General features: G+C 37.1%; 17 protein-coding genes. 13 read left to right on the top strand and 4 right to left on the bottom strand.

What is annotated here, in order from left to right; genetic code table 11:
• The first annotated feature begins 12 nt into the window (after positions 1 to 12).
• The 12 genes from FC84_RS02125 (at position 13) to FC84_RS02070 (ending at position 16,472) form a co-directional block, all read left to right on the top strand.
• On the top strand, positions 13 to 882 hold the full coding sequence (locus tag FC84_RS02125; protein WP_057754667.1) for an ROK family protein: 870 nt from the start codon (positions 13 to 15) through the stop codon (positions 880 to 882).
• Between the two features lie 230 nt (positions 883 to 1,112).
• Positions 1,113 to 1,337, top strand: coding sequence for a hypothetical protein (locus tag FC84_RS02120; protein ID WP_057754664.1), 225 nt, complete (start codon positions 1,113 to 1,115; stop codon positions 1,335 to 1,337).
• Between the two features lie 70 nt (positions 1,338 to 1,407).
• Positions 1,408 to 3,564 (top strand): glycoside hydrolase family 3 N-terminal domain-containing protein, encoded by a 2,157-nt coding sequence (locus FC84_RS02115; RefSeq protein WP_057754660.1) that lies wholly within the window; start codon positions 1,408 to 1,410, stop codon positions 3,562 to 3,564.
• Positions 3,565 to 3,575: 11 nt separating this feature from the next.
• Positions 3,576 to 6,719, top strand: coding sequence for a GH36-type glycosyl hydrolase domain-containing protein (locus FC84_RS02110; RefSeq protein ID WP_057754656.1), 3,144 nt, complete (start codon positions 3,576 to 3,578; stop codon positions 6,717 to 6,719).
• Positions 6,720 to 6,855: 136 nt separating this feature from the next.
• The gene (locus tag FC84_RS02105; RefSeq protein ID WP_057754654.1) at positions 6,856 to 8,100 is read left to right on the top strand and encodes a sugar ABC transporter substrate-binding protein; all 1,245 of its coding nucleotides are present in this window, start codon (positions 6,856 to 6,858) and stop codon (positions 8,098 to 8,100) included.
• A 68-nt stretch (positions 8,101 to 8,168) separates the two neighbouring features.
• Positions 8,169 to 9,062, top strand: a complete 894-nt coding sequence (locus tag FC84_RS02100) for a carbohydrate ABC transporter permease (protein WP_057754651.1) — start codon at positions 8,169 to 8,171, stop codon at positions 9,060 to 9,062.
• Positions 9,063 to 9,073: 11 nt separating this feature from the next.
• Positions 9,074 to 9,907 carry a carbohydrate ABC transporter permease gene (locus FC84_RS02095; protein WP_057754648.1) on the top strand — a complete coding sequence of 278 codons (834 nt, stop codon included), beginning with the start codon at positions 9,074 to 9,076 and terminating at the stop codon, positions 9,905 to 9,907.
• Between the two features lie 15 nt (positions 9,908 to 9,922).
• Positions 9,923 to 10,918, top strand: a complete 996-nt coding sequence (locus tag FC84_RS02090) for a LacI family DNA-binding transcriptional regulator (RefSeq protein WP_225733064.1) — start codon at positions 9,923 to 9,925, stop codon at positions 10,916 to 10,918.
• Positions 10,896 to 13,298 carry a beta-galactosidase gene (locus FC84_RS02085; protein ID WP_057754642.1) on the top strand — a complete coding sequence of 801 codons (2,403 nt, stop codon included), beginning with the start codon at positions 10,896 to 10,898 and terminating at the stop codon, positions 13,296 to 13,298. The genes FC84_RS02090 and FC84_RS02085 overlap by 23 nt, the downstream gene beginning before the upstream one ends.
• Positions 13,299 to 13,419: 121 nt before the next feature.
• Positions 13,420 to 15,063, top strand: coding sequence for a glycoside hydrolase family 13 protein (locus tag FC84_RS02080; RefSeq protein ID WP_057754639.1), 1,644 nt, complete (start codon positions 13,420 to 13,422; stop codon positions 15,061 to 15,063).
• A 40-nt stretch (positions 15,064 to 15,103) separates the two neighbouring features.
• Positions 15,104 to 15,865 (top strand): endonuclease/exonuclease/phosphatase family protein, encoded by a 762-nt coding sequence (locus FC84_RS02075; RefSeq protein ID WP_057754636.1) that lies wholly within the window; start codon positions 15,104 to 15,106, stop codon positions 15,863 to 15,865.
• A gap of 10 nt (positions 15,866 to 15,875) precedes the next feature.
• Positions 15,876 to 16,472 carry a YitT family protein gene (locus FC84_RS02070; protein ID WP_236697749.1) on the top strand — a complete coding sequence of 199 codons (597 nt, stop codon included), beginning with the start codon at positions 15,876 to 15,878 and terminating at the stop codon, positions 16,470 to 16,472.
• A 99-nt stretch (positions 16,473 to 16,571) separates the two neighbouring features.
• Here the strand turns inward: FC84_RS02070 and FC84_RS02065 are convergent, their stop codons facing one another.
• From FC84_RS02065 to FC84_RS02050, 4 genes are all read right to left on the bottom strand, one after another.
• On the bottom strand, positions 16,572 to 17,297 hold the full coding sequence (locus FC84_RS02065) for an endonuclease/exonuclease/phosphatase family protein (RefSeq protein WP_057754630.1): 726 nt from the start codon (positions 17,295 to 17,297) through the stop codon (positions 16,572 to 16,574).
• A 48-nt stretch (positions 17,298 to 17,345) separates the two neighbouring features.
• Positions 17,346 to 17,876 (bottom strand): GyrI-like domain-containing protein, encoded by a 531-nt coding sequence (locus FC84_RS02060; RefSeq protein WP_318655625.1) that lies wholly within the window; start codon positions 17,874 to 17,876, stop codon positions 17,346 to 17,348.
• 135 nt (positions 17,877 to 18,011) lie between these two features.
• Positions 18,012 to 19,505, bottom strand: coding sequence for a glycerol kinase GlpK (gene glpK / locus FC84_RS02055; protein ID WP_057754627.1), 1,494 nt, complete (start codon positions 19,503 to 19,505; stop codon positions 18,012 to 18,014).
• 83 nt (positions 19,506 to 19,588) lie between these two features.
• Positions 19,589 to 20,125: a hypothetical protein gene (locus tag FC84_RS02050; protein WP_057754624.1), complete on the bottom strand. Its 537-nt coding sequence runs from the start codon at positions 20,123 to 20,125 to the stop codon at positions 19,589 to 19,591.
• A gap of 352 nt (positions 20,126 to 20,477) precedes the next feature.
• Here FC84_RS02050 and FC84_RS02045 point away from each other — a divergent pair, with 352 nt between their 5' ends.
• Positions 20,478 to 21,209, top strand: coding sequence for a GntR family transcriptional regulator (locus FC84_RS02045; protein ID WP_057754621.1), 732 nt, complete (start codon positions 20,478 to 20,480; stop codon positions 21,207 to 21,209).
• The last annotated feature ends 233 nt before the right edge of the window (positions 21,210 to 21,442 follow it).

Here is a 21,442-nt window from a genome sequence, read left to right as displayed (position 1 = left end):
GAAGTAAGTAACATGGCACATTTATTGGGTGGTATTGAAGCAGGCGGTACAAAATTCGTTTGTGCAGTTGGTGATGAAAACGGCAATATTCAAAAAAGAGTTAAATTCCCTACAACAACACCAGAAGAAACAATGAAGGAAGTTTTTGCTTTCTTTGATCAATACGAAGTTGAAGCAATTGGGATTGGTTCATTCGGTCCGATTGATATTAATCCAGAGTCACCAACATATGGTTATGTCACAGATACGCCAAAATTACCATGGAAGAACTATAATTTTCTTGGCGCAATGAAGGCACGTTATGATATTGCTTATGAATGGACAACCGATGTAAATGTTGCTGCTTATGGCGAATACAAAAAAGGTGCCGGTGTTGGTAAAGACAACGTTCTTTACGCAACGGTAGGAACTGGGATTGGCGTTGGCTATATCTCTCATGGTGAACTTTATCGCGGTCGCAGCCATCCTGAAGGTGGCCACATTTTAATGCAGCGTGAAGCAGGCGACGATTTTGCTGGCGTTTGTCCTTATCATGGTGCTTGCTTGGAAGGATTAGCTGCAGGTCCAGCCGTTGAACGACGCGCTGGTAAGAAAGGTGATCAATTATTATCGACAGATTCCGTTTGGGAAACAGAAGCCTTTTATTTAGCACAAGCTTGCATGACCTATACTTTAACATTCTCACCAGATGTTATTATTTTTGGTGGTGGTGTCATGAAGCAGAAACAACTATTCCCAATGATTCGTGAGAATTTCCTTGAGTTAATGCATGATTATGTTCGTGTACCTGACTTGGACAATTATATTGTTCATGTTGAGTTAGGCGATGATGCTGGTATTACAGGTAGCTTGTTAGCTGCTGCGGATGTGTTGACTAAATAATTAAAGTAACTTTTTGAAGAGTATAGTTGTGATGAATGATTTTATTACGACTATTCTTTTTTATTGTTGATTGTATGTCAAATTATAAAACATGGTGACTAATAAACGAAGTTACTATCATCACATTATCGTAAAGGTGTCGAGCTAAATAATGTGGTCAAAATAGAATGACGCGCGACTGTATCTAATAATTGATACGGTTGCGTTTTTTTCTGCAGGAGACTAAATAAATGAGTACTGCTTATTCTAAAAAAATCACCGTCAATATAAAAAATTATGGAGCGATTCAAGATAAAATAATTAATAAAGCTGATCATATTTATAATTTTTTATATCGAAATAATCATGGATTGAAATACACTAGTGCTGTTCAAACATCTGATCAAACTTGCTATATTAGGAGACGCCTATTTAACGGTAAAGTAGGTATTTTAGAATTAAAAATAAAGTATTGATTTAATTATGTAAGCGGTGTAAACTTTTGGTGAAACGTTTCGATAAATAAATCGTTGAGGAGATTTCAGGATGAGCACAGCACGAGTAAATGCATTAATGGCACAAATGACAACTGAAGAAAAAATTGGTCAATTAATTCAATTAAGTGCCGATTTCTTTCAAAATGGTCAAGCAGAAATTACTGGACCAATGCAAGATAAAAATTTAACTCTAGATATAGTTTATTCTGCTGGATCAGTTCTCGGCATTTCCGGTGCTGAGAAAGTTAAGAATATTCAAAAGGACTTCATTGAACACAATCGATTACACATTCCGCTGTTATTCATGGCTGATGTGGTACATGGCTATCAGACAATTTATCCAATACCCTTAGGCTTAGGGGCTACCTTTAATCCGGAACTTGTTCGTCAAACCTCTGAAGTTGCGGCCCGTGAATCGGCGGCTGGGGGTATTCACGTTACGTTTGCGCCAATGGTCGATTTAGTTCGTGATCCACGTTGGGGTCGGGTTATGGAATCCACTGGGGAAGACCCTTATCTAAATTCTGTTCTTGCTAAGGCGAGTGTAGACGGCTATCAAGGTAATTTACCACTAGATAAAGAACATATTGCGGCTTGTGTGAAACATTTTGCTGCTTATGGTGCACCAGAGGCAGGGCGCGAATATAATACTGTAGATCTTTCTGAATGGCGTTTTCGTGAACAGTATTTGCCGGCATATGCAGCCGCAATCGAGGCGCAAGCAATGCTAGTTATGACATCGTTTAATACATTGTTCGGAGTTCCAGCAACAGTTAATCAACATTTAATGCGTGATATTTTGCGAGATGAATTGAATTTTAATGGTGTATTAATTTCTGACTGGGACGCAATTGCTGAAGTGATGAGTCATGGTGTTGCCGCTGACTTGGCAAAAGCGGCGGATTTGGCGCTCACAGCGGGCGTTGATATTGACATGATGTCCTTTGCATATGCTAAATATTTAGAAAAAGCTTCGAAAATTGATGAAAAAACATTGAATTTGATTAATGAAGCTGCCGCTAGAGTTTTAGAATTAAAGGAAAAACTTGGCCTGTTTGAAGATCCTTATCGTGGTTTGGACGTCAATGTCGAAGCAAAAGAGGTTTACTCTTCAGCTAATTTAGCCGTTGCGCAATATGCGGCTGAAGAGTCAATTGTTTTATTGAAGAATGAGGCTGATATTTTACCATTACAAAAGTCAATGAAATTAGCATTGGTTGGACCAGTTGTTACCTCTAATGATTTATTAGGTAGTTGGTCTTGGCAAGGTGAACGTCGAGAAAAAGAAACACTTGCACAGGTTTTTGATAAAAACTTTGAAAATATCCAAGTCGAAGCTGGTTGTAACTATCATAGTAGTGATAGTATTTTAGAACAGCAGGCAGTTGCTGCAGCGGAAAAGCAAGATGTGATTGTTGCGTTTATCGGTTTACCTAGTTCAGAGAGTGGTGAGGCAACGAGTAAAACGGATATTAACGTCCCTAAAGAACAACTCGCGTTACTTGAAAAACTTGTAACTTTAAATAAACCAATAATTTCTGTTGTTGTTACTGGTCGTCCTCTTGACTTGCGGCGAGTTAGTGAATTATCAGATGCAGTAGTTGTTGCTTGGTTCCCAGGATCGAAGGGTGCGGTTGCTATCGAAAACATTTTAGATGGTACGGTGTCACCTAGTGGTAAGTTACCGATGACTTTTCCTAGAAATATTGGGCAAGTCCCAATTTACTATAATAGTTATCGTACCGGTCGTCCAATTACTAATACACCTGAGGATGACGTAAATAAGTATCAATCAAAATATCTAGATTGTGATAATTCACCACTGTATTCATTTGGTTTTGGTCTAAGTTATGCCAAATTAGGCATTAAGTCCGTTGACATCATTAATGATAATGTAAATGATGAGCAACCGTTAGTTTTAGAGGTCACCGTTATTAACGAGTCTAATTTCTCTGCTAAGAATACGTTGCAATGTTATACGCATCAATTAACAGGTGAAACAGTTCGCCCGGTTAAGGAATTAAAACAGTTTAAAAAGTTAACATTCGCGGCTAATAGTGAACAAAAAATTCAAATTACAATTGCTAAAGATTTGTTGAGCAACGTTCATACAAACTTAAATTGTTATGTAGATTCTGGTAAATACGAAGTCATGGTTGGATTTGATTCTGATAATGTCATTACAAAATCTTTCAAAGTAGAATAGGGGTTATATTAGTGTCAATTATTAAAAATGGAGCAACACAAGCATTGTTGTTAGACAATGGCGCGGTTGGTCAAATTAAAGTAAACAATATCATGATTAATCAAGTTGTGGGTAATAACTTGGATGGTAGTTTTGCTAATATTTATTTGCGGACTCAAAGTGAGTCTGGCTGGTTATCGCATCCACTAACAGGCCCACAGAGTAACAGCCGTGTTTTATACTCTGAAAATAGTATTTGCTGGACTGGCGATTTTGCAGGCGTTACTTATCAACTTCAATTAATTTTACAAGATGCATGTTGGTTTTGGAAAGTTGAATTAAGTAGCCCAGTCCCTGTTATTGCGGATTTAACATATACTCAGGATCTAGGTTTAGGTGATGAGGGTTTCGTTACTAGTAATGAGGCATACGCCTCACAATATTTGGATCATTTTATACAGCAAAATGATAGCTCAATTATTGTGGCTTCTCGTCAAAATCAGGCACAAAGTAATCATTATCCATACATTCAAGAAGGATCATTTCAAAAGATTACTAGTTTTTCTACAGATAGTTTTCAATTTTTCGGAACTGAGTATAAAAAAACTGGTATTCCCATCGGTTTGATATCAGATCAATTAGAAAATCAGAATAAACAATATGAATGTGGTTTTACAGCATTACGTACGGAAAAAATGACTTTGACCACGACTAAAGCAGAAACTGTTTTTTATGCAGCATATAAAGAAAACCAGCCACAAGGCAATAATGAGATACTAATTGATCAAAATAGTTTAAAAGAACAATTCAATCGTACTAGTGAGAACACGCAATCCAATTATGAACAAGAATTAAAAGTAATTGACCGCAAAGTTAAAACAGAAGCGCTATTACAGACGGTACCGTTTAGTGACGAAGAACTAAATAAACGTTTTCCTAGACAATTGCAAACTGAAAAGCTGGATAAACGAATCTTATCGTTCTTCACTGATCAGGGGGAACATGTTGTTCTTCCAGAAAAGGAAAAATTACAAGAACGTTTAACTGGTAATATTATTATGGCGACGAATACTAGTCAGCCTGCTATGCCAGTAATGGCCTCAACGCAATTTATGCCAGGTATATTTGAGTCACAGGTAGTTTTTGGAAATACTAATATGAACGTATTGTCAACTCATACAAGAGATGCTCTGAATTATTTTAAAGTTACAGGAACAAGAATTTATTTGAAAATTGAAAAGAAATATTACCTTTTAGCAATGCCATCTGCTTACGCGATGAATTATGATGGTGCGGATTGGTATTACAAAATTAAAGATGATGTAATTAAGGTTAGTGCAGATGCAGCTGTTACAAGTAATCAGTTAAATTTGCAATTTAAGTCAGAGAATCAGATTAAATACGATTTAATTATCACAACGCAATGGAATAATGACAGCCTAGGCAAAAATCCTCAAATCAAATTTACGTCTTCATCGGTTGAAATTCAGCCCGCTGCCGACATGTTGATGGCTAAACGAGTCCCACAAGTTTCATATTATATTGATTACAATGCCGATAATGATGCTGCAAATGTTCAACTTGGCGATGAAACAATGTTGTTGATTGGCGATTTAGAAGCTGCTACCAATCAAATAGTAGCACAGTATCAAGATGTTAGTTCATTGCTAGTTCGAACAAGTTTAACTAATGAGAAGATAGATGAAAGTAATACAGAGACATTGCGTCAAAAACATCGACTCCATTATGCAGGACTGTTACGAAATTTAAAATTAGAGACAGAAAATAATGAGAAGGTAGATTTGATTGAGCAAACGAACTTAATTCTAAAATGGTTTGCCCATGATGCAATGGTTCATTTATTGTCGCCACACGGCCTTGAACAATATGGCGGTGCGGCGTGGGGTACGCGTGACGTTTCACAGGGCCCCACTGAGTTCTTCCTGTCGACAGGGCATTATGCTGAAGTCAGACAGATTATTCTTAAAACATACGCTCATCAATTTGTGGAGAATGGAAATTGGCCACAGTGGTTTATGTTTGATGAATATGCCGATCAATTTGCTGATGAGTCACATGGCGATGTGATTGTTTGGCCTCTTAAAGTTGTAACCGACTATTTGTTAGCAACCAATGATCTTGATATTTTAAATGAACTGGTGCCATATCTCTCCTTAAATAATAAGGAAGAATTAGATGAAAAAGTAACCTTACTGGATCATATCCAAAAGCAACTTCATTACATTGAAACACATTTCCTATATGATACCTTCGTTTCTGCCTATGGGGATGGTGACTGGGATGATACGTTACAACCAGCAGATCCAAAACAGAAAAAACAAATGGCTAGTACATGGACAGAGGAACTTACTATCGAGACTCTGAGAAAAGCAACTAAGGTATTCAAAGATATTCCCGAATTGCGGATAAAGGTTACGGATTTAGCAGATAATATGTATCGTGACTTTAAGAAGTATTTTATGCAAGATGATGTGTTACCTGGCTTTATTCGCATGAATCCAGATCACTCGGTCGTTCCAATTATTCATCCGGGAGATAAGATTACTGGAATCGATTATCGACTATTGCCGTTATCACAAGGTGTGTTAAGCCACATTCTTAAGGGTAATGAAGTGAATCACGCGCTCAACCTGATTAGTGAGCACTTATTATTCCCGGATGGTGTTCGTTTGATGAACAAACCGTCAACATATCACGGCGGGACGAGTCAAATTTTCAAGCGTGCTGAACAAGCCGCTAATTTTGGACGTGAGATTGGTTTGCTCTACGTTCATGCTCATATTCGCTATGCTGATGCTATTTCAACGACTGGTGACAAGAAACGAGCATGGCAATTATTACAGTTAGTTAATCCGGTCCAATTGCAGCAACGGGTTAAAAATGCTGAATTACGTCAAGCCAATACGTATTTCTCAAGTTCTGACGGAGATTTTTTAGATCGTTATCAAGCAAGCAACGACTTCACCAAGCTTAAAACCCAAGAAGTTGGTGTTAAGGGAGGTTGGCGTTTATATAGCAGCGGACCCGGGATTTTTATTGGTACTTTGATATCAAGCATTTTACAGATACACGACTTAGAAACGTTTAACTCGAAAAACAAAACACTTACTAGCCAAATTGATAATGATATTAAAATTACGATTGATCAATTTTAACGATGTATTATCTTGATTTTGCAATGTTTTGAGTTATTTTAAGAAAGTTTATCAAAAAGCTTGTAATCGGTTGCAAAATGGTTATACTGATTTATAGAAACGTTTCGATCAATTATGTCTTACGGAGGGATACGAAATGCATTTAAAGAAAGTATTGGGTATTGCATTAACTGTTGCGGCAAGCTCATTGTTACTTGGGGCGTGTGGTAATTCTTCATCTTCAAGCAAGGATAGTGGTAAAGAAACACTTACATTTTGGTATGGCGGTGATGCAGATACTGCCGTTAAACCAATCATTAATAAGTTTACAAAGCAAACAGGCGTTAAAGTAAAAATCCAAAGCATTCCTTGGAGTCAATATAACGATAAGCTGTTAACAGCTGCAGCGTCAAAAACAGGTCCTGATGTAATGGTAATGGGAACAACTTCAATGCCAAATTATGTTAGCTCTAAAACCTTGATGGATATTACAAGTGCGGTTAAAAAAGATAGTGCGTTGGACCCAAGCAAGTTCTTCTCAGGTTCTGAAGAAACGACTAAGTTTAATAGCAAATATTATGCTGTTCCATGGTATACAGAAACTCGTGTTCTTTATTATCGAAAGGATTTATTGAAACAGGTTGGTTATAATAGTGCGCCAAAAACTTGGGATCAATTATATGATGCAGCTCTTAAATTATCAAAACGCGGTAAAAACATGTACGGATTTAACGTAGATGGTGCCGATGCAGCATTTGGTTTCATGTTTGCTCGCCAAAATGGATCTAAATTACTTGTTGATAATAAACCAGAATTTAACAAAAAACCAATGGTTGAAACAGTTGAGTATCTAAATAAGTTTATTCAGAATGGCGCTTCGCCAAAACAAGATACCAAAATGTCAATTGGTCAGTCATTTGGTGGTGACGGTCCTGTACCAATGTTCGTTTCTGGTCCATGGATGATGGCGGGTATCAAATCAGATGCAGGTCTTAAAGATAGTCAATGGGGCGTTGCTACACTACCAGCTGGTAAAGATGGCAATGTTTCAAACATGGGTGGCGGCGACTTAGCAATCTTCAATTATAGCAAGAATAAGTCTAATGCAATGAAGTTACTCAAGTTTATGTCTAAGAAAGAAAATCAACTGACTTATTACAAGAACAGCGATTCAATGCCAACATTGAAATCAGCATGGTCTGATAAGTCTCTCAGCGATGAAAAGATTCAAGTGTTCCGCAAGCAGTTGGATAATTCAAAACCAATGCCCTTAATTAAGCAATGGGATCAAATCGGTGTTAACTATCTTAAGTATTGGGAACAAGTTTCATTAAATAAAGCTGACCCACAAAAGACAATGGATAGTTTTAATAAACAGACTGAAGAGTTACTAAACAAGTAAACTTAGAAGTAGTTACAAAAAATCCTGTTGGCAACAACGGGATTTTTCATTGAAAGGAGTTCCGTAAAATGAGTGGTAAAACATTTCGCGAAAAAATGACGCCTTATACATTCGTATTACCCGCGTTAATTTTATTGTTTGCTTTTTCAATTATTCCAATTTTTATTGCGCTAATTATTAGTTTCACAGGCTTGGATATCACGGGGTTGGGTGATCTGTCACAACTACACTTTATTGGATTAGGCAATTATAAACAACTTTTCCAGGACTCCGCATTTATTCAATCAATTCTTAATACGGGTTATTACGTTATTATTGGTGTTCCATTAGTTGTTGTTTTATCACTTGCTGCAGCAATTATGATAAATTTTGGACAAAATAAATTTTTCAAATTGATGCGCTTAATCTTCTATACACCCTCTATCACTAATACAGTCGCCGTTGCAGTTGTTTGGACTTACATGTACAATCCAAGTACGGGACTGGTTAATGACATGTTAAGTAAGATTGGCATTGCGCCCATTGGTTGGCTAACGGATCCTAATACGGCTAAAATTTCTTTAATTATCTTAGCTGTCTGGAAAGCCGTGGGCTTAAATATGTTGATATTTCTTGCTGCATTGCAGGGGGTGCCACGTTCACTATATGAGGCTGCTGAATTAGATGGTGCTAATTGGTGGAAGCAAACACTTCATATCACAATTCCTTCATTAGGCTTTTCTATTTTCTTTGTTACTGTTACAACCTTAATTGGTTGGTTCCAATTCTTCGACGAACCGTTTGTTATGACGAAAGGCGGGCCGTTAAACAGTACTAATTCGGTCGCGTTGTTTGTTTATCAAAATGGGTTCCAAAACAGTAACTTTGGTTATGCCGCTGCTGGATCATTCATAATGTTTGCGGCAATTGTTGTTGCAACAATGATTCAGTTTAAGCTGCAACGCAAACAACAAGGGAAATAGGAGGCGCTCTGATGAACTCTGAAGTACGTGAAACAAGTAAACAATCTAAGGTAATTGTTGGTGCAATTTTGGCGATTTGGGGTTTTTTAACTATCCTGCCATTCTTATGGATGTTTCTTTCGTCTTTTAAGACCAACGCAGAAATTTCGCAAATGACGCAAAACTTTTTGCCTCATCATTGGACATTGCAAAATTATCAAAATTTATTTGTTAGTGGTAATTTTGGTCAATACTTGAAAAACACCTTGATTATTACAGCGTGTTCTTTTCTTGGTTTATTTTTCAATGCGATGGCAGGTTATGGCTTTGCAAAGTTTCATTTTAAGGGACATAATGTTTTGTTCTTGGCTGTATTGTCAACCATGATGATTCCTGGACAAGTGACAATGATCCCCGTTTATTTAATTTTAAATCAAATGAAGTTAACAAATACGCTGTTAGGTATTATCTTGCCGGGGTTAGCAGGCGCTTTTGCTATTTTCTTATTTAGACAATTTATGTCGAATATTTCAGATTCAATTCTGGAAGCGGCCCGACTTGATGGCGCGAGTGAGTGGTATATTTTCTGGCATATTATTATTCCAATTTCACGCCCGGTACTTGCAGTTCAGGGTATTTTAACCTTTATTGGCGGTTGGAATGCCTTTCTCTGGCCATTGATTGTTGCTAGTGATCAGAAATATTATACCTTGTCAGTTGGGCTTCAATTACTACAGGGCCAACATACAACGGATTACGGTTTACAAATGGCTGGTTCATCATTTATGGTTATTCCAATTATCATTATTTTTCTTATTTTCCAAAAATATATCTTACAAGGATTCAACGTTCAATCTGATAAATAACAGGAGGTTATCATCATGGGTATACGAGAAATTGCGGATAAAGCGGGGGTTTCGATTTCGACAGTTTCGTATGCCTTAAATGGTAGTTCTAAAGTAACAGAGCAAACGCGGGAAAGAATTAAAGCAATTGCCAAAGAAATGAACTATACGCCTAACCTCGCTGGACGTATGTTGAAAAATCAAAAAACTAATATTGTCGGAATGTATGTCTCAGATTTTGGCGGTGACTTTTATAGCCATGTTATCGATGGGATTGCGCAAAAACTAAAAGAGAACCATTATGAGTTGATTGTTGGTTCAGGTGGTAGTCGTTCGCGCTCGTTTATACCACAGAACTTAGTTGATGGCGCGATTGTACTTGATTCGAATTTTCCAACAGATATTATTACCGACTATGCTAATTCTGGTCATCAAATCGTTGTAATGGATCGTGAGTTATCTATTCCTAATGTTCGACAAGTTTTATTGGATGATGAAATGGGTGCACATCAGGCTGTTAATGCATTAATCGAGTCGAAGGTTGAACATTTTATACTAGTAACTGGTCCAAGTGATTCTAGGGATTCAATAATTAGAATGCAAACTGCAATAGCTGAAGTTGAAAAATCAACCGGCAAGCCAGTTATTGTGATTTCCAGTAATTTTACAGTTGAAGGCGGTCGAAAGGCTGCTAAGTCAATCGCATCCATGGGACTAGACAATGTTGGTATTTTTGCACTTAATGATGAGTTAGCGATTGGTCTTTATGAGGTCTTGCCAGAGTATGGTTTACATCCAGGTAAAGAGGTTAAAATTATCGGTTTTGATAACGATGAACTTGGTAGATATTTAACACCACCATTAACGACCATTGATTATTCTAAGCATCATTGGGGTGAACTTGCTGCCGAAACTTTACTTGAAATGATTAGTAGCTCTGGTGAACCAACAGATAAATTAATTCAGAGCAAGGTGATCCATCGTAACTCTCTAGGAGAGAAAAAATTAAATGATAAAAATGTCAAAAAATGAATTTCAAATTGATGGTAAAGCACAACTAATCATTGCTGGTGAAGTTCACTATTTCCGAATTCCTGTTGAACGATGGGAAGAGACACTAGTTGAGCTAAAAACAGCAGGTATGAATACAGTATCAACATATATTCCTTGGATTATACATGAAGAAGTTGAAGGTGAATACGACTTTGATGGGCACAAAAAAGCAAATCAAGATCTCATCGGCTTCATCAGGTTGGTTCAAAAATTGGATTTATATTTAATTGCACGCCCCGGTCCTTTTATTATGGCAGAACTCAAGAATGAAGGGATTCCATACTGGGTTAGAGAAAAAAATCCTGATGCTATTCCTAATACATGGGATGGTCAGATGGTTACTACATCGACAATCGATTACAGTAATCGAGGTTATCGTCGGGATGCTAAAAAATGGATGCAAGCAATTGGCAACGTGCTTAAGCCATTTCTTCATCCAAACGGTGGTCCGATTATCGGTGTGCAATTAGATAATGAAGTAGGAATGTTAAGTTGGGTCAGTCATTCGCCAGATATTACTGATCAAACGATTTCTGATTTCTCAAATTGGCTTGATAATCGTTATGCTGCGCCTCGTATTCTTCCAAATTGTTACAGTAAGAAAGATAATCTCACTCAGTTTAAGAACTTAGTTGCAGCACCAACAGAATCTACTGCGTTACAGATTCGTTTTGATTTGAGTTTGTTTATGCGTACACGCTATAAAGATTATTTCCAATTCTTGATTGACACGCTAATTGAAATTAACATTGTAGAGATACCCTATTTAATTAATGTACATGGTACTGACCAAGGACTTGGGGAAACTTTCCCAATCGGAATCAGTCAGTTATATGACACCTTTACTTTGGATAATGTTCTTGTGGGTACGGATGTTTATTTTGGTGATTTTGATTTAACCACAGCTACACATTTGTATACACTTAATAAGTTAATGTCGGCGACTGGTCGTAATTGGCCACTTTCGTCATTAGAATTTAATGCAAGTACTGGAAACAATACTGATCATCTTGAAAGTCAAAAAGAGACCTCCGCTATTCCTTTAAAAACACGGTTACAATTAGCCGAGGGTACTAAGGTGTTGAATTATTATTTATTCTCTGGTGGGTATAATCGTAGCTTAGAGGTTTATCAGGCAGATGGTAATTCTCGAGTTGGAATTCATGGTTGGCGTCATGGCTTCGGTGCAATAGTTAATCCCGAAGGAAAGATAAGTTATGCTTATCCGCGGATTACCCAGATTAATCAAGAGGCGCTTCACAATCATGAATTATTGAGTCGAACTACTGTGAAACCTACAAAATTAGCCATTGGTTTTGATATTGATGATTTTATGACTGAGTATTATTATCCAAATAGCCATATTTCTAACGAATATGTTAACAATCTTTCTATGAATCGTGCCAAACGACCTTGGAACAATGTGCTTAAAAATTTACTATCAGCAAAGTTCAATTATGATGCCATTGATTTAAAGCAAGAAATACCGGATCCTAAGAAAACACCAATAATGGTTTATTTGAGTAGTCGCTATATGGCGGCTAAAACTCAGCAATTGTTGGTGCAATATATTCAAGATGGTGGTCATGTATTGTTAATTGGTGAATTGCCAGAATATGATTTAGTTGGGGAAAGTTGTCATACTTTGATTGACCAACTAGGAGTTATGCCTGGTATGGTTGTCGAAGAAACGCCACGATTATTTCCGAGCGTTCAAGGACTAAACTGGAATCAAGATATGTCTGAGGTACGGGTTGAGTATTACCAAACATTCACTTACAAAAATGGTCAAGCGTTTTTACAAGAAATTCAGAGCAAACAAATTGTTGCGGCTACAATACCATACGGGCAAGGTAGTATTGACGTTATTTGCACGGAATTACGATTTGATCCAGTATTCTATACTAAGTTATTAGCTCAAAATCAAATTGTGCCAGAGTTTAAACTAATGCCAAATCAAGACAATATTTTGGCCTTTCAAACTGATGTTGATCAAGGATCGTTTATTCATTTGTTGAACACATTGGATACGGAGGTACATTTTGAAATTGCAGGCTTGTTTAATCGTCATAAGATAACAATTCACGGGCGTGATGGGTTAATGCTACCGCAGAATCTCAAAGTAGCAGGGGTAACCATCGTTTATTCAACTGCCGAATTATTACGCTACACTGAAAATCAAGAATTAATTTTTAAGATTAATGAATTGAGTGACGTTATTGCCGTGCCAACAACACAAAAAATTTTTCCAAGCCAAAACTACTGGATTGAGATTGAGGATAATGAGCAACTGATTCATCCCACTAATAAAGGTTCATTGGTAATCAATATTGAATCCGATGTATTAGCTAGTTATTAGTAATTAGTTTGCAGTTTTAATAGAAGCAAATAAATAGTTAAAAAGAAGGTGGGGTGTTCATAAGAATCCCCCGCCCTTCTTATATATTGTATAAGTTTACTGATGATAGGAGTAGCATGGGATGGAAAAAACACAACCGTGGTGGAAAACAGCCGTTGTTTATCAAATTTATCCACGTAGTTTTCAGGATTCAAATGGTGATGGAATTGGGGACATTCCAGGTATTATCAGCCGGCTTGATTACTTACAATTTTTGGGTATTCAAGCTATTTGGTTGTGCCCAGTCTATCAATCGCCTAATACTGACAACGGCTATGATATTAGCAATTATGAAGCAATCCTGTCCGATTTTGGAACCATGAAAGATATGGAAAAGTTGATTCGATTAGCCAAACAGAAAGGTATTCGTATTATTATGGACCTGGTGCTTAACCATACTTCTGATCAGCATCATTGGTTTGTTGAAGCTCAGAAAAGTAAAGAAAACCCGTATCGTGATTATTATGTATGGGCTGATCCAATTAACAATCATGCACCCAATCAGTTAGGATCAATTTTTGGCGGCAGGGCTTGGAAATATGATCGGATAACTAATCAATATTATTTACATTTATTTAGTGAGCAACAACCTGATTTGAACTGGGAAAATCAAAAAATGCGCACAAAAATTTATCAAATGATCAATTTCTGGATTCAAAAAGGGGTGGGTGGTTTTCGACTGGATGTCATTGATCTAATTGGTAAAAAACCACTTAAAATGATTACGGGAAATGGACCCAAACTGCATAATTACCTTAAAGAAATGAATCGTAGTGTTTTTGCAGAGAAAGACCTAATGACGGTTGGCGAGGCTGGTAGCGCTACTGTTGAAGATGCTAAAAAGTATTCTGGACCTGATAGAAATGAACTTTCTATGGTATTTCAGTTTGAACATTTGGCCATTGATCAACAGTTAGGCAAAGAAAAATGGGATTTAGCACCCCTTAATTTAGAAAAGCTTAAGCAAGTGTTTGTTAAGTGGCAAGTCGAATTAGCAGGTAGTGGATGGAATAGCTTATTTTGGAATAATCATGATCAACCACGAATTGTGTCACGATGGGGTAATGATAAGCAATACCGAGTTGTTAGCGCAAAAATGTTAGCTATCTTACTACACATGATGCAAGGAACTCCGTATATCTATCAAGGTGAAGAAATTGGCATGACTAATCGTCCAATTACTGATATTTCTGAAGCAGATGATATTGAAACTATTAATATGTATCAACAAAGACTGAATGAGGGTTATTCCAAACAAGCAATATTAGCGTCAATTAATGCTAAAGGACGCGATAACGCTAGAACACCCATACAATGGAATGATGAATTGAATGCTGGTTTCACAACAGGCAAGCCATGGTTAGCAGTAAATCAGAATTATCAAGTGATCAATATTGCCGCAGAGCTAGCAAACGAGAACTCAATCTTCTATACCTACCAAAAGTTAATTAAGCTAAGAAAAAGTAATCCGATATTAAGTCAAGGTAATTTTAAACTGCTCGAAGATACTAAAACTGAAGTGTTTGCTTATTATCGTCAATTAGAAAACGCAAAATGGTTAGTTGTTTGCAATTTTTCTGATCAGATAAACGAATTTAATTTGACGGATGATGTTGAAAAAGTGATTATTAGTGATTATTCAGACTTATCATTAGCGGAGATGGGTAAGAATATTTCACTTCAACTGCGACCATATGAGGCTTTTGTAGTAGCAGTTAAAGCATAAAATTCAATGACATAAATTTTATAAAGTGAAGAGGATTAATATGAGAATCGCAACATATAATGTTCGAGTAGATACTGATGTTGATGTCGATTGGAGCTGGAACGATCGAAAATCAGGTCTAATATCATTAATTGATTATCACGACTGGGATTTATTAACTGTACAAGAAGTTAAACCTAATCAAGTGCAAGATTTAAAACAATTAACGGAATATCAAATCTTATCTAAAGAAAGAGAAGGAGACGGTACTGGTGAAGGGCTAGCGCTTCTTTTTAAACCAAAGATGTTTGACTGTCTTGACCACGGTGCATTTTGGCTATCGGAGACGCCAGATCGACCAAGTATTCATCCCAATGCAGCTTTTAAACGAGTCTGCTTATGGACAGTTTTAAAGAATAAGGCAAGTGGTAAACAATTTATGGTGATTAATGTCCATCTTGATAACGAGTCCGAAGAGGCACGCTATCAAGGTATGCAACTAATGTTAAAAGAATTGGCACCGAAAATTGTTGAATACAATACGATTATCATGGGAGATTTTAATGCTGAGCTTGATGAATCGGTCCATGAATTACTAAGTGATTTTGCCAATGCTAGATTTTTAGCCGATATTAAGCATTACGGTCCCAATGGTACCTTTGAAGATTTTAATTATGATATTGATTGGCAAAATTTAGAAAACATTGATTACATCTATACTAAGGGCTTTATAGTTGACAAAACGGCTGTCATCACTGATTCATTAGATCGGAAGTTTGTCTCCGATCATTTTCCAGTAGAGGCAGTTTTACATGCTCAATAAGGAGTTAACGTTGCGTCATAAACAGTTTATTTTTGCTTATTTAAAAATCGCGCTGGCTAATGTTATTCTTGGTTTTGCTTACGCTCATCTGATGGTTCCTAATAAAATTATTAACGGTGGTGTAACTAGCCTGTCATTAATTGTTTATCAATTGTTCCATGTCAGTATTACAACAGCAACCAACGTTTTAACGATTTTGCTATTGTTAATGGGTTGGTGGAAGTTAGGCCGCCATTTCTTCATCTCTTCGATTTTTAGTAGCTGTTTCTATTTAGTTTGCTTTAACTTATTTTCTGCGTGGTCACTGAAATTGTCATGGCCAATTTGGCTACAATTCGTTTTGGCCGTTGTCCTGATTTCTTTAGGCTACTTTTTATGTATCTCCGAAAACTCTTCAACAGCAGGATTAGACGTTATTGCCATCTTATTGAATCGTAAATGGCCCAGTCTATCTGTCGCCAAACTGCTGAATTATTTGAATTGGAGTGTTTTACTAATTGGCTTGTTAACTTATGGTGCCCGTTCTGTTTTAATCGGGCTATTATTTAGCTTTTGTTTTTCAAAGGTCTTGGGAACACTATTGAACAGATATAGAACTAGCAGATAGTCCGTTTAATGTTGATGGTAAAAAAATGTCAAAATTCAGCTTGAAAATGATCTAAAAAAATAAAACGCTAAATCCAAATTTTGGATTTAGCGTTTTATTTTAATCGGTGTTGGAGGGATTCTTCAAACCAAATTCGTTCAGGCAAATTTTAGCAGTCAATAGATTATGATCGGATAAAATTTGTGGTTGCTCAGTAGCGTTTAGTAATTTCAAATTTTTACTGAGGATAATATTATCAATTTCATAGCTGTTCATATTTTCATCCCGGTCATTAAAAGTTTCAAACCATTGTTGCACACCATTAGCTAGGATATACGAAAACTTGAATGGTTCCCATTCATCGTGGTTTTGATCCATATTAAAATCACTCAAAATAATTTTATAAGGATTGGGATCGTTTTTCAGCACCATAAGAAGTTCAGCTACTTGTTGTTTTCTTAGCTGAATGTTTTCGAATGATAGATGGGTATTATAGATCGCAATTTTGAGGCTGGTGGTTAATGAATACGTTATTTTTTGCCAAACTTGGCGTTCTAAACCATAAGCGTGGTAAGCGGCATATTTCGGAGTTATGATATTTTGATCAGACAATAAGGCGATACCATAAGTACCGCGCTCTAAATCGATGGCCTTCGTGAAGAAATGATGATAAGTATCTTCAGCAATAGCTGAGGTCATCGAATAATGATTTCGAGCAGTAAATTGATCGACTTCTTGCAAACCGACAACAGCTAACTTGTTTAATCGAAGTAATCTATTAATGGCCTGAGTATCTGGCAACTTACCAGCTGCAATATTATACGTTCCAACATTAATTGTTAGCATTGATTCACTTCAACAGGCTTAACTGTCTGAATTCCTTAATCTAATTTTTTATTTTTTCTTCTCAATTCCCACTCGTAAAATCGTCTTGCGTTTGGCTTCTGCTACTTTGCGAAAATCGGAAATGTAAATTTCCTTGTGGTCCATGCTGGTCCGCTGGTAGCCGCTGGCTTCAATAAAGTCGGCGAGTTTAGCAAAACTAACAGGTTCGTCGTCAAAAGCACCGGTGTGCAAAATCATAGCGACTAAACCCTCATCAATAGTTTCGAATTTTAACTGCGTTAATAATTGGGGATCGACTTTTTCGTGGGCGAGTTCTAAGGCTTGCTCGAAAATTTCAGATGTGACGAAACTAGGTTGTTTAATCATGATTTTATATTGTAAGAAGTCCTTATCCAAAGGACCTTCCCGATGGCCTACTGGTAAAGTCCAAAAGCCCTCTAGTGGATATACGGTGTAATCAAAGGCGCCGGGGAAAGCAATTCCTTTTTTAGGGGCCATCCGAATTGCATAACTAACCGGATAAAGTGCCTGAATTTTTGCAGCAAATTCTGGACCGTTAGGATTACCCTGGCCGGTAATCGTAATGAAATTTTGCGGTGGTAACGTGGTTATTGTTGGTGTTTTTTTTCAATGGATAAATATTTTTTTCGTCTTTACGCCAAGTTATTTTTTCCATCATCAACGTTCCTTACTTTAATCGTATTTTAGTTTTGATTATTCAAATAATCGCGTCGCTTTAACAGCTTTAGTCCAGCCTTGATAAAGCTGTTGACGTCGCGTAGCATCCATAACTGGCAAAAATGTCTGACCACTTTGGTAGACATGCCGTAACTCATCAATGTTTTCCCAGTAGCCGACAGCTAAACCAGCCAGAAACGCTACACCTAAAGCTGTTGTTTCTAGATTATTGGCACGCTCAATCGGGATGTTGAGAATATCAGCTTGAAATTGCATCAAATAATCATTATTAGCGGCACCGCCATCAACACGTAGCATCGGGATCTTGATAGCTGTATCTTGATTCATCGTATCAATAACATCGCGGGTTTGATAAGCTAATGACTGCAAAGTGGCCTTAATAAAATCATCGCGGGTTGTTCCACGAGTCATACCAAAAACGGCTCCACGGGCTTCACTATCCCAATAAGGTGCTCCTAAACCAGTAAAAGCTGGGACGACGTAAACTTCATCAAGACTTTGCGAGTTTTTAGCCGCGAGTTCAGATTCTGGCGCGGTGTTTAATAATCCCATGCTATCGCGTAGCCACTGAATTGCTGAACCGGCGACAAAAACTGATCCTTCCAACGCATAATGAATTTCACCGTTAAGGCCGTAGCCAATCGTCGTTAATAAATGATGAGAGGATAAAGTAGGCTTAGTACCTGTATTCATTACAATAAAAGCACCGGTGCCATAGGTGTTTTTAACCATGCCGTCGTCTAAAGCTAGTTGTCCAAATAAAGAAGCTTGTTGATCACCGGCAATACCAGCAATTGGTACGCGACTACCATAGAAGTGATAAGGCATGGTTTCGCCGTAAACTTCCGAGTTAGATCGTACTTCCGGCAACATGGCCGTTGGAATATTGAGCAAATCTAAAATATCTTGATCCCATTTTAGATCGTGAATATTAAATAACATCGTGCGACTAGCATTAGTATAGTCAGTGACGTGCACGGCACCACCGGTTAGTTTCCAAACCAACCACGAGTCAATTGTGCCAAACAATAAGTCGCCATTTTCTGCTTGTTGCTGCGCACCAGGTACATGATCTAATAACCACCGAATTTTAGTTGCTGAGAAATAAGCGTCGATGACTAGGCCAGTTTTTTCGTGAATTAAGTCGTCATAACCGTCACGCTTTAATTGTTCGGCGATGTCGCTAGATTGGCGTGATTGCCAGACGATGGCATTATAAATGGGCAGTCCGGTTTGCTTATTCCAAACAACGGTTGTCTCTCTTTGATTAGTAATGCCAATCCCTTTAATTTGGGTTGGTTGAATTCCAGAATTAATAAACGTACTGGCAATCGTAGATAAAACAGCATTCCAAATTTCGTTGGCGTTGTGTTCGACCCAGCCCGGTTGTGGAAAGTATTGGGGAAACTCATTTTGTGCTTCTGCTACTTTTTGACCTTGATGATCAAAAATAATCGCGCGTGTACTAGTTGTTCCTTCGTCAATTGACATCATATATGAGTTTGCCATCGATTGGCTCCTTAGCAGTTTTGATTAAATAAACTTAATCATATTTTACCGCAACAAAACAGTGGGGCAAAGATCACAATAAGTCATTCTTTTAAATCAATATTTAAAATATGGGCATTATCACCATTATTGGCTGCTACTTTCACTTCTAGGGGTTGCGTTAAATTGTTTAAACGGTAGTCAAATTCCACATCTTCGCTATCGTTAGGAGATAGTGGTTCGTCTAAATCATCATAGTCAATTAGGGTTAATTCTTCACCATTTTGAAAAACTTGAATTTTAAGTGCTTCTGCAAAGTATGCAACTTCATTCGTGCGATTGTACCAAGTTAAGTCCAGTTGTAATTCTTGCTCTTCAACTTCAGCGACTATTTCACTAATGATCAAATTATTCCAGTTGAATTCATGCATTAATAAACTGAGCTTTTGGCCGTTTGTAGTGCTTAAAGTTAATGCTTCTTCGTCAATTGCGCCTTCTTCAATAGAACGAGTAGCTTGTTTACTTGATGAGGTTGCCTGTTTAGATTCAATACTTGGTTTAGAATTGGCTTGTTCTTCACTGCAAGCGCCCAGGGTCAGTGAAGTAAGTAATAGCAGTACGAGTTCAATCTTTTTCGCCATCTTTATTCCTCCTGCTCACAAGGTTGCCTTTATTTTCAGAATAAAAGATTGCTTGTTTTTAAACAAGAAAAACGCAAGTTAGAATAATGATACTAGAATCTCAATATTGATCTTCTTGAAAACCGAGAACTGTTTTGTTGCTCTTCGTCGCGCTGGCGTAAGGTTGCTCATGGAGTGTGATTCTAAGTGGTGGCGTCAAAATACTTAACGCTAGTTAAGAATACTACTGGCGATTTTTTTGCAAAACTGGAGAAAGTTAAGTAAGATAAGTCAGTACGGTTATCAATATTGACACGCGATTCGTAGTTGAATCGGTGTCTTATCCAAAATTAATTATCAAAGGATGTTTTCTATGGCTGATTTAGTTTATCATCGGCTTTTAACAACTTTAAAGAAGAATATTATGGCCGGGGAATATCCGTCACTTAAACTGCCTGATGAACGCTCATTAAGTGAGCAATATGAAATCAGCCGCAGTTCAGTTAAGCGTGCCTTGAATATTTTAGCCGATCAAGGTGTTGTTTTTAAAAAGCGTGGTTCTGGTACATTTATTAATCCACTTTATCTAAAGAATCGTTCCGTTTTCCATTATAATAATGGCTCTAATCTTGGGGTAACAGATAGTTTTCAAATGAACGGTCGTAAACCAGGAATTAAGTTGTTGGATTTCCAAGTTATTAAGCCTGATAAAGAATTACGACGGGATTTATTTTTGAATCATGATGATTTTGTCTATGAAATTAAACGTCTTCGTCTGTTTGATGACCAACCTTTTATGATCGAAACTGGTTATATTCCCATTAAAATCATGCCTGAATTAACGCGAGAGATTGTTTCGGGGTCGATTTTTAATTATTTACAAGCCGAAAAGAATCAATCCGTTACTAAATCTTATTTAACCATCTCCGCTGAACCATCAACAGAAGAAGATCAGCAAGAATTACAATTAAAACCCGTTGAGCCTGTTGGTGTTATGGCTGGTATTTTCTTCTTAGATGATGGCACGCCGTTTGAATATTCGCGGATGCGACTCCATTATCAATATATGAAATACAATACTTTTGTCACATTAGGTGAAGATTAAACTTAAAAAACAGCATCGTGGTTAGCTTAAGGCTAATTGCAATGCTGTTTTTGTAAATGTCACTTGAAAAATGATCTTGTTCCATTATTCAATAGCGTTATGCCGGTGTTATTTATCAATAAGTCGATTAGTTCAAATTTTTCAGTTGCTTTATCGGTAGCTGCTGGATAAACAAAAAGAATGACTCTGTTAGTGGATTTTTATATAATTTAAGCGCTGCATTGATTAATTTA

Source organism: Lapidilactobacillus dextrinicus DSM 20335, assembly GCF_001436095.1.
In the GTDB taxonomy this organism is placed as follows: domain Bacteria; phylum Bacillota; class Bacilli; order Lactobacillales; family Lactobacillaceae; genus Lapidilactobacillus; species Lapidilactobacillus dextrinicus.
The sequence above is the reverse complement of the archived record's forward strand: the minus strand, read 5'-3'. Positions and strand labels throughout refer to the sequence as shown.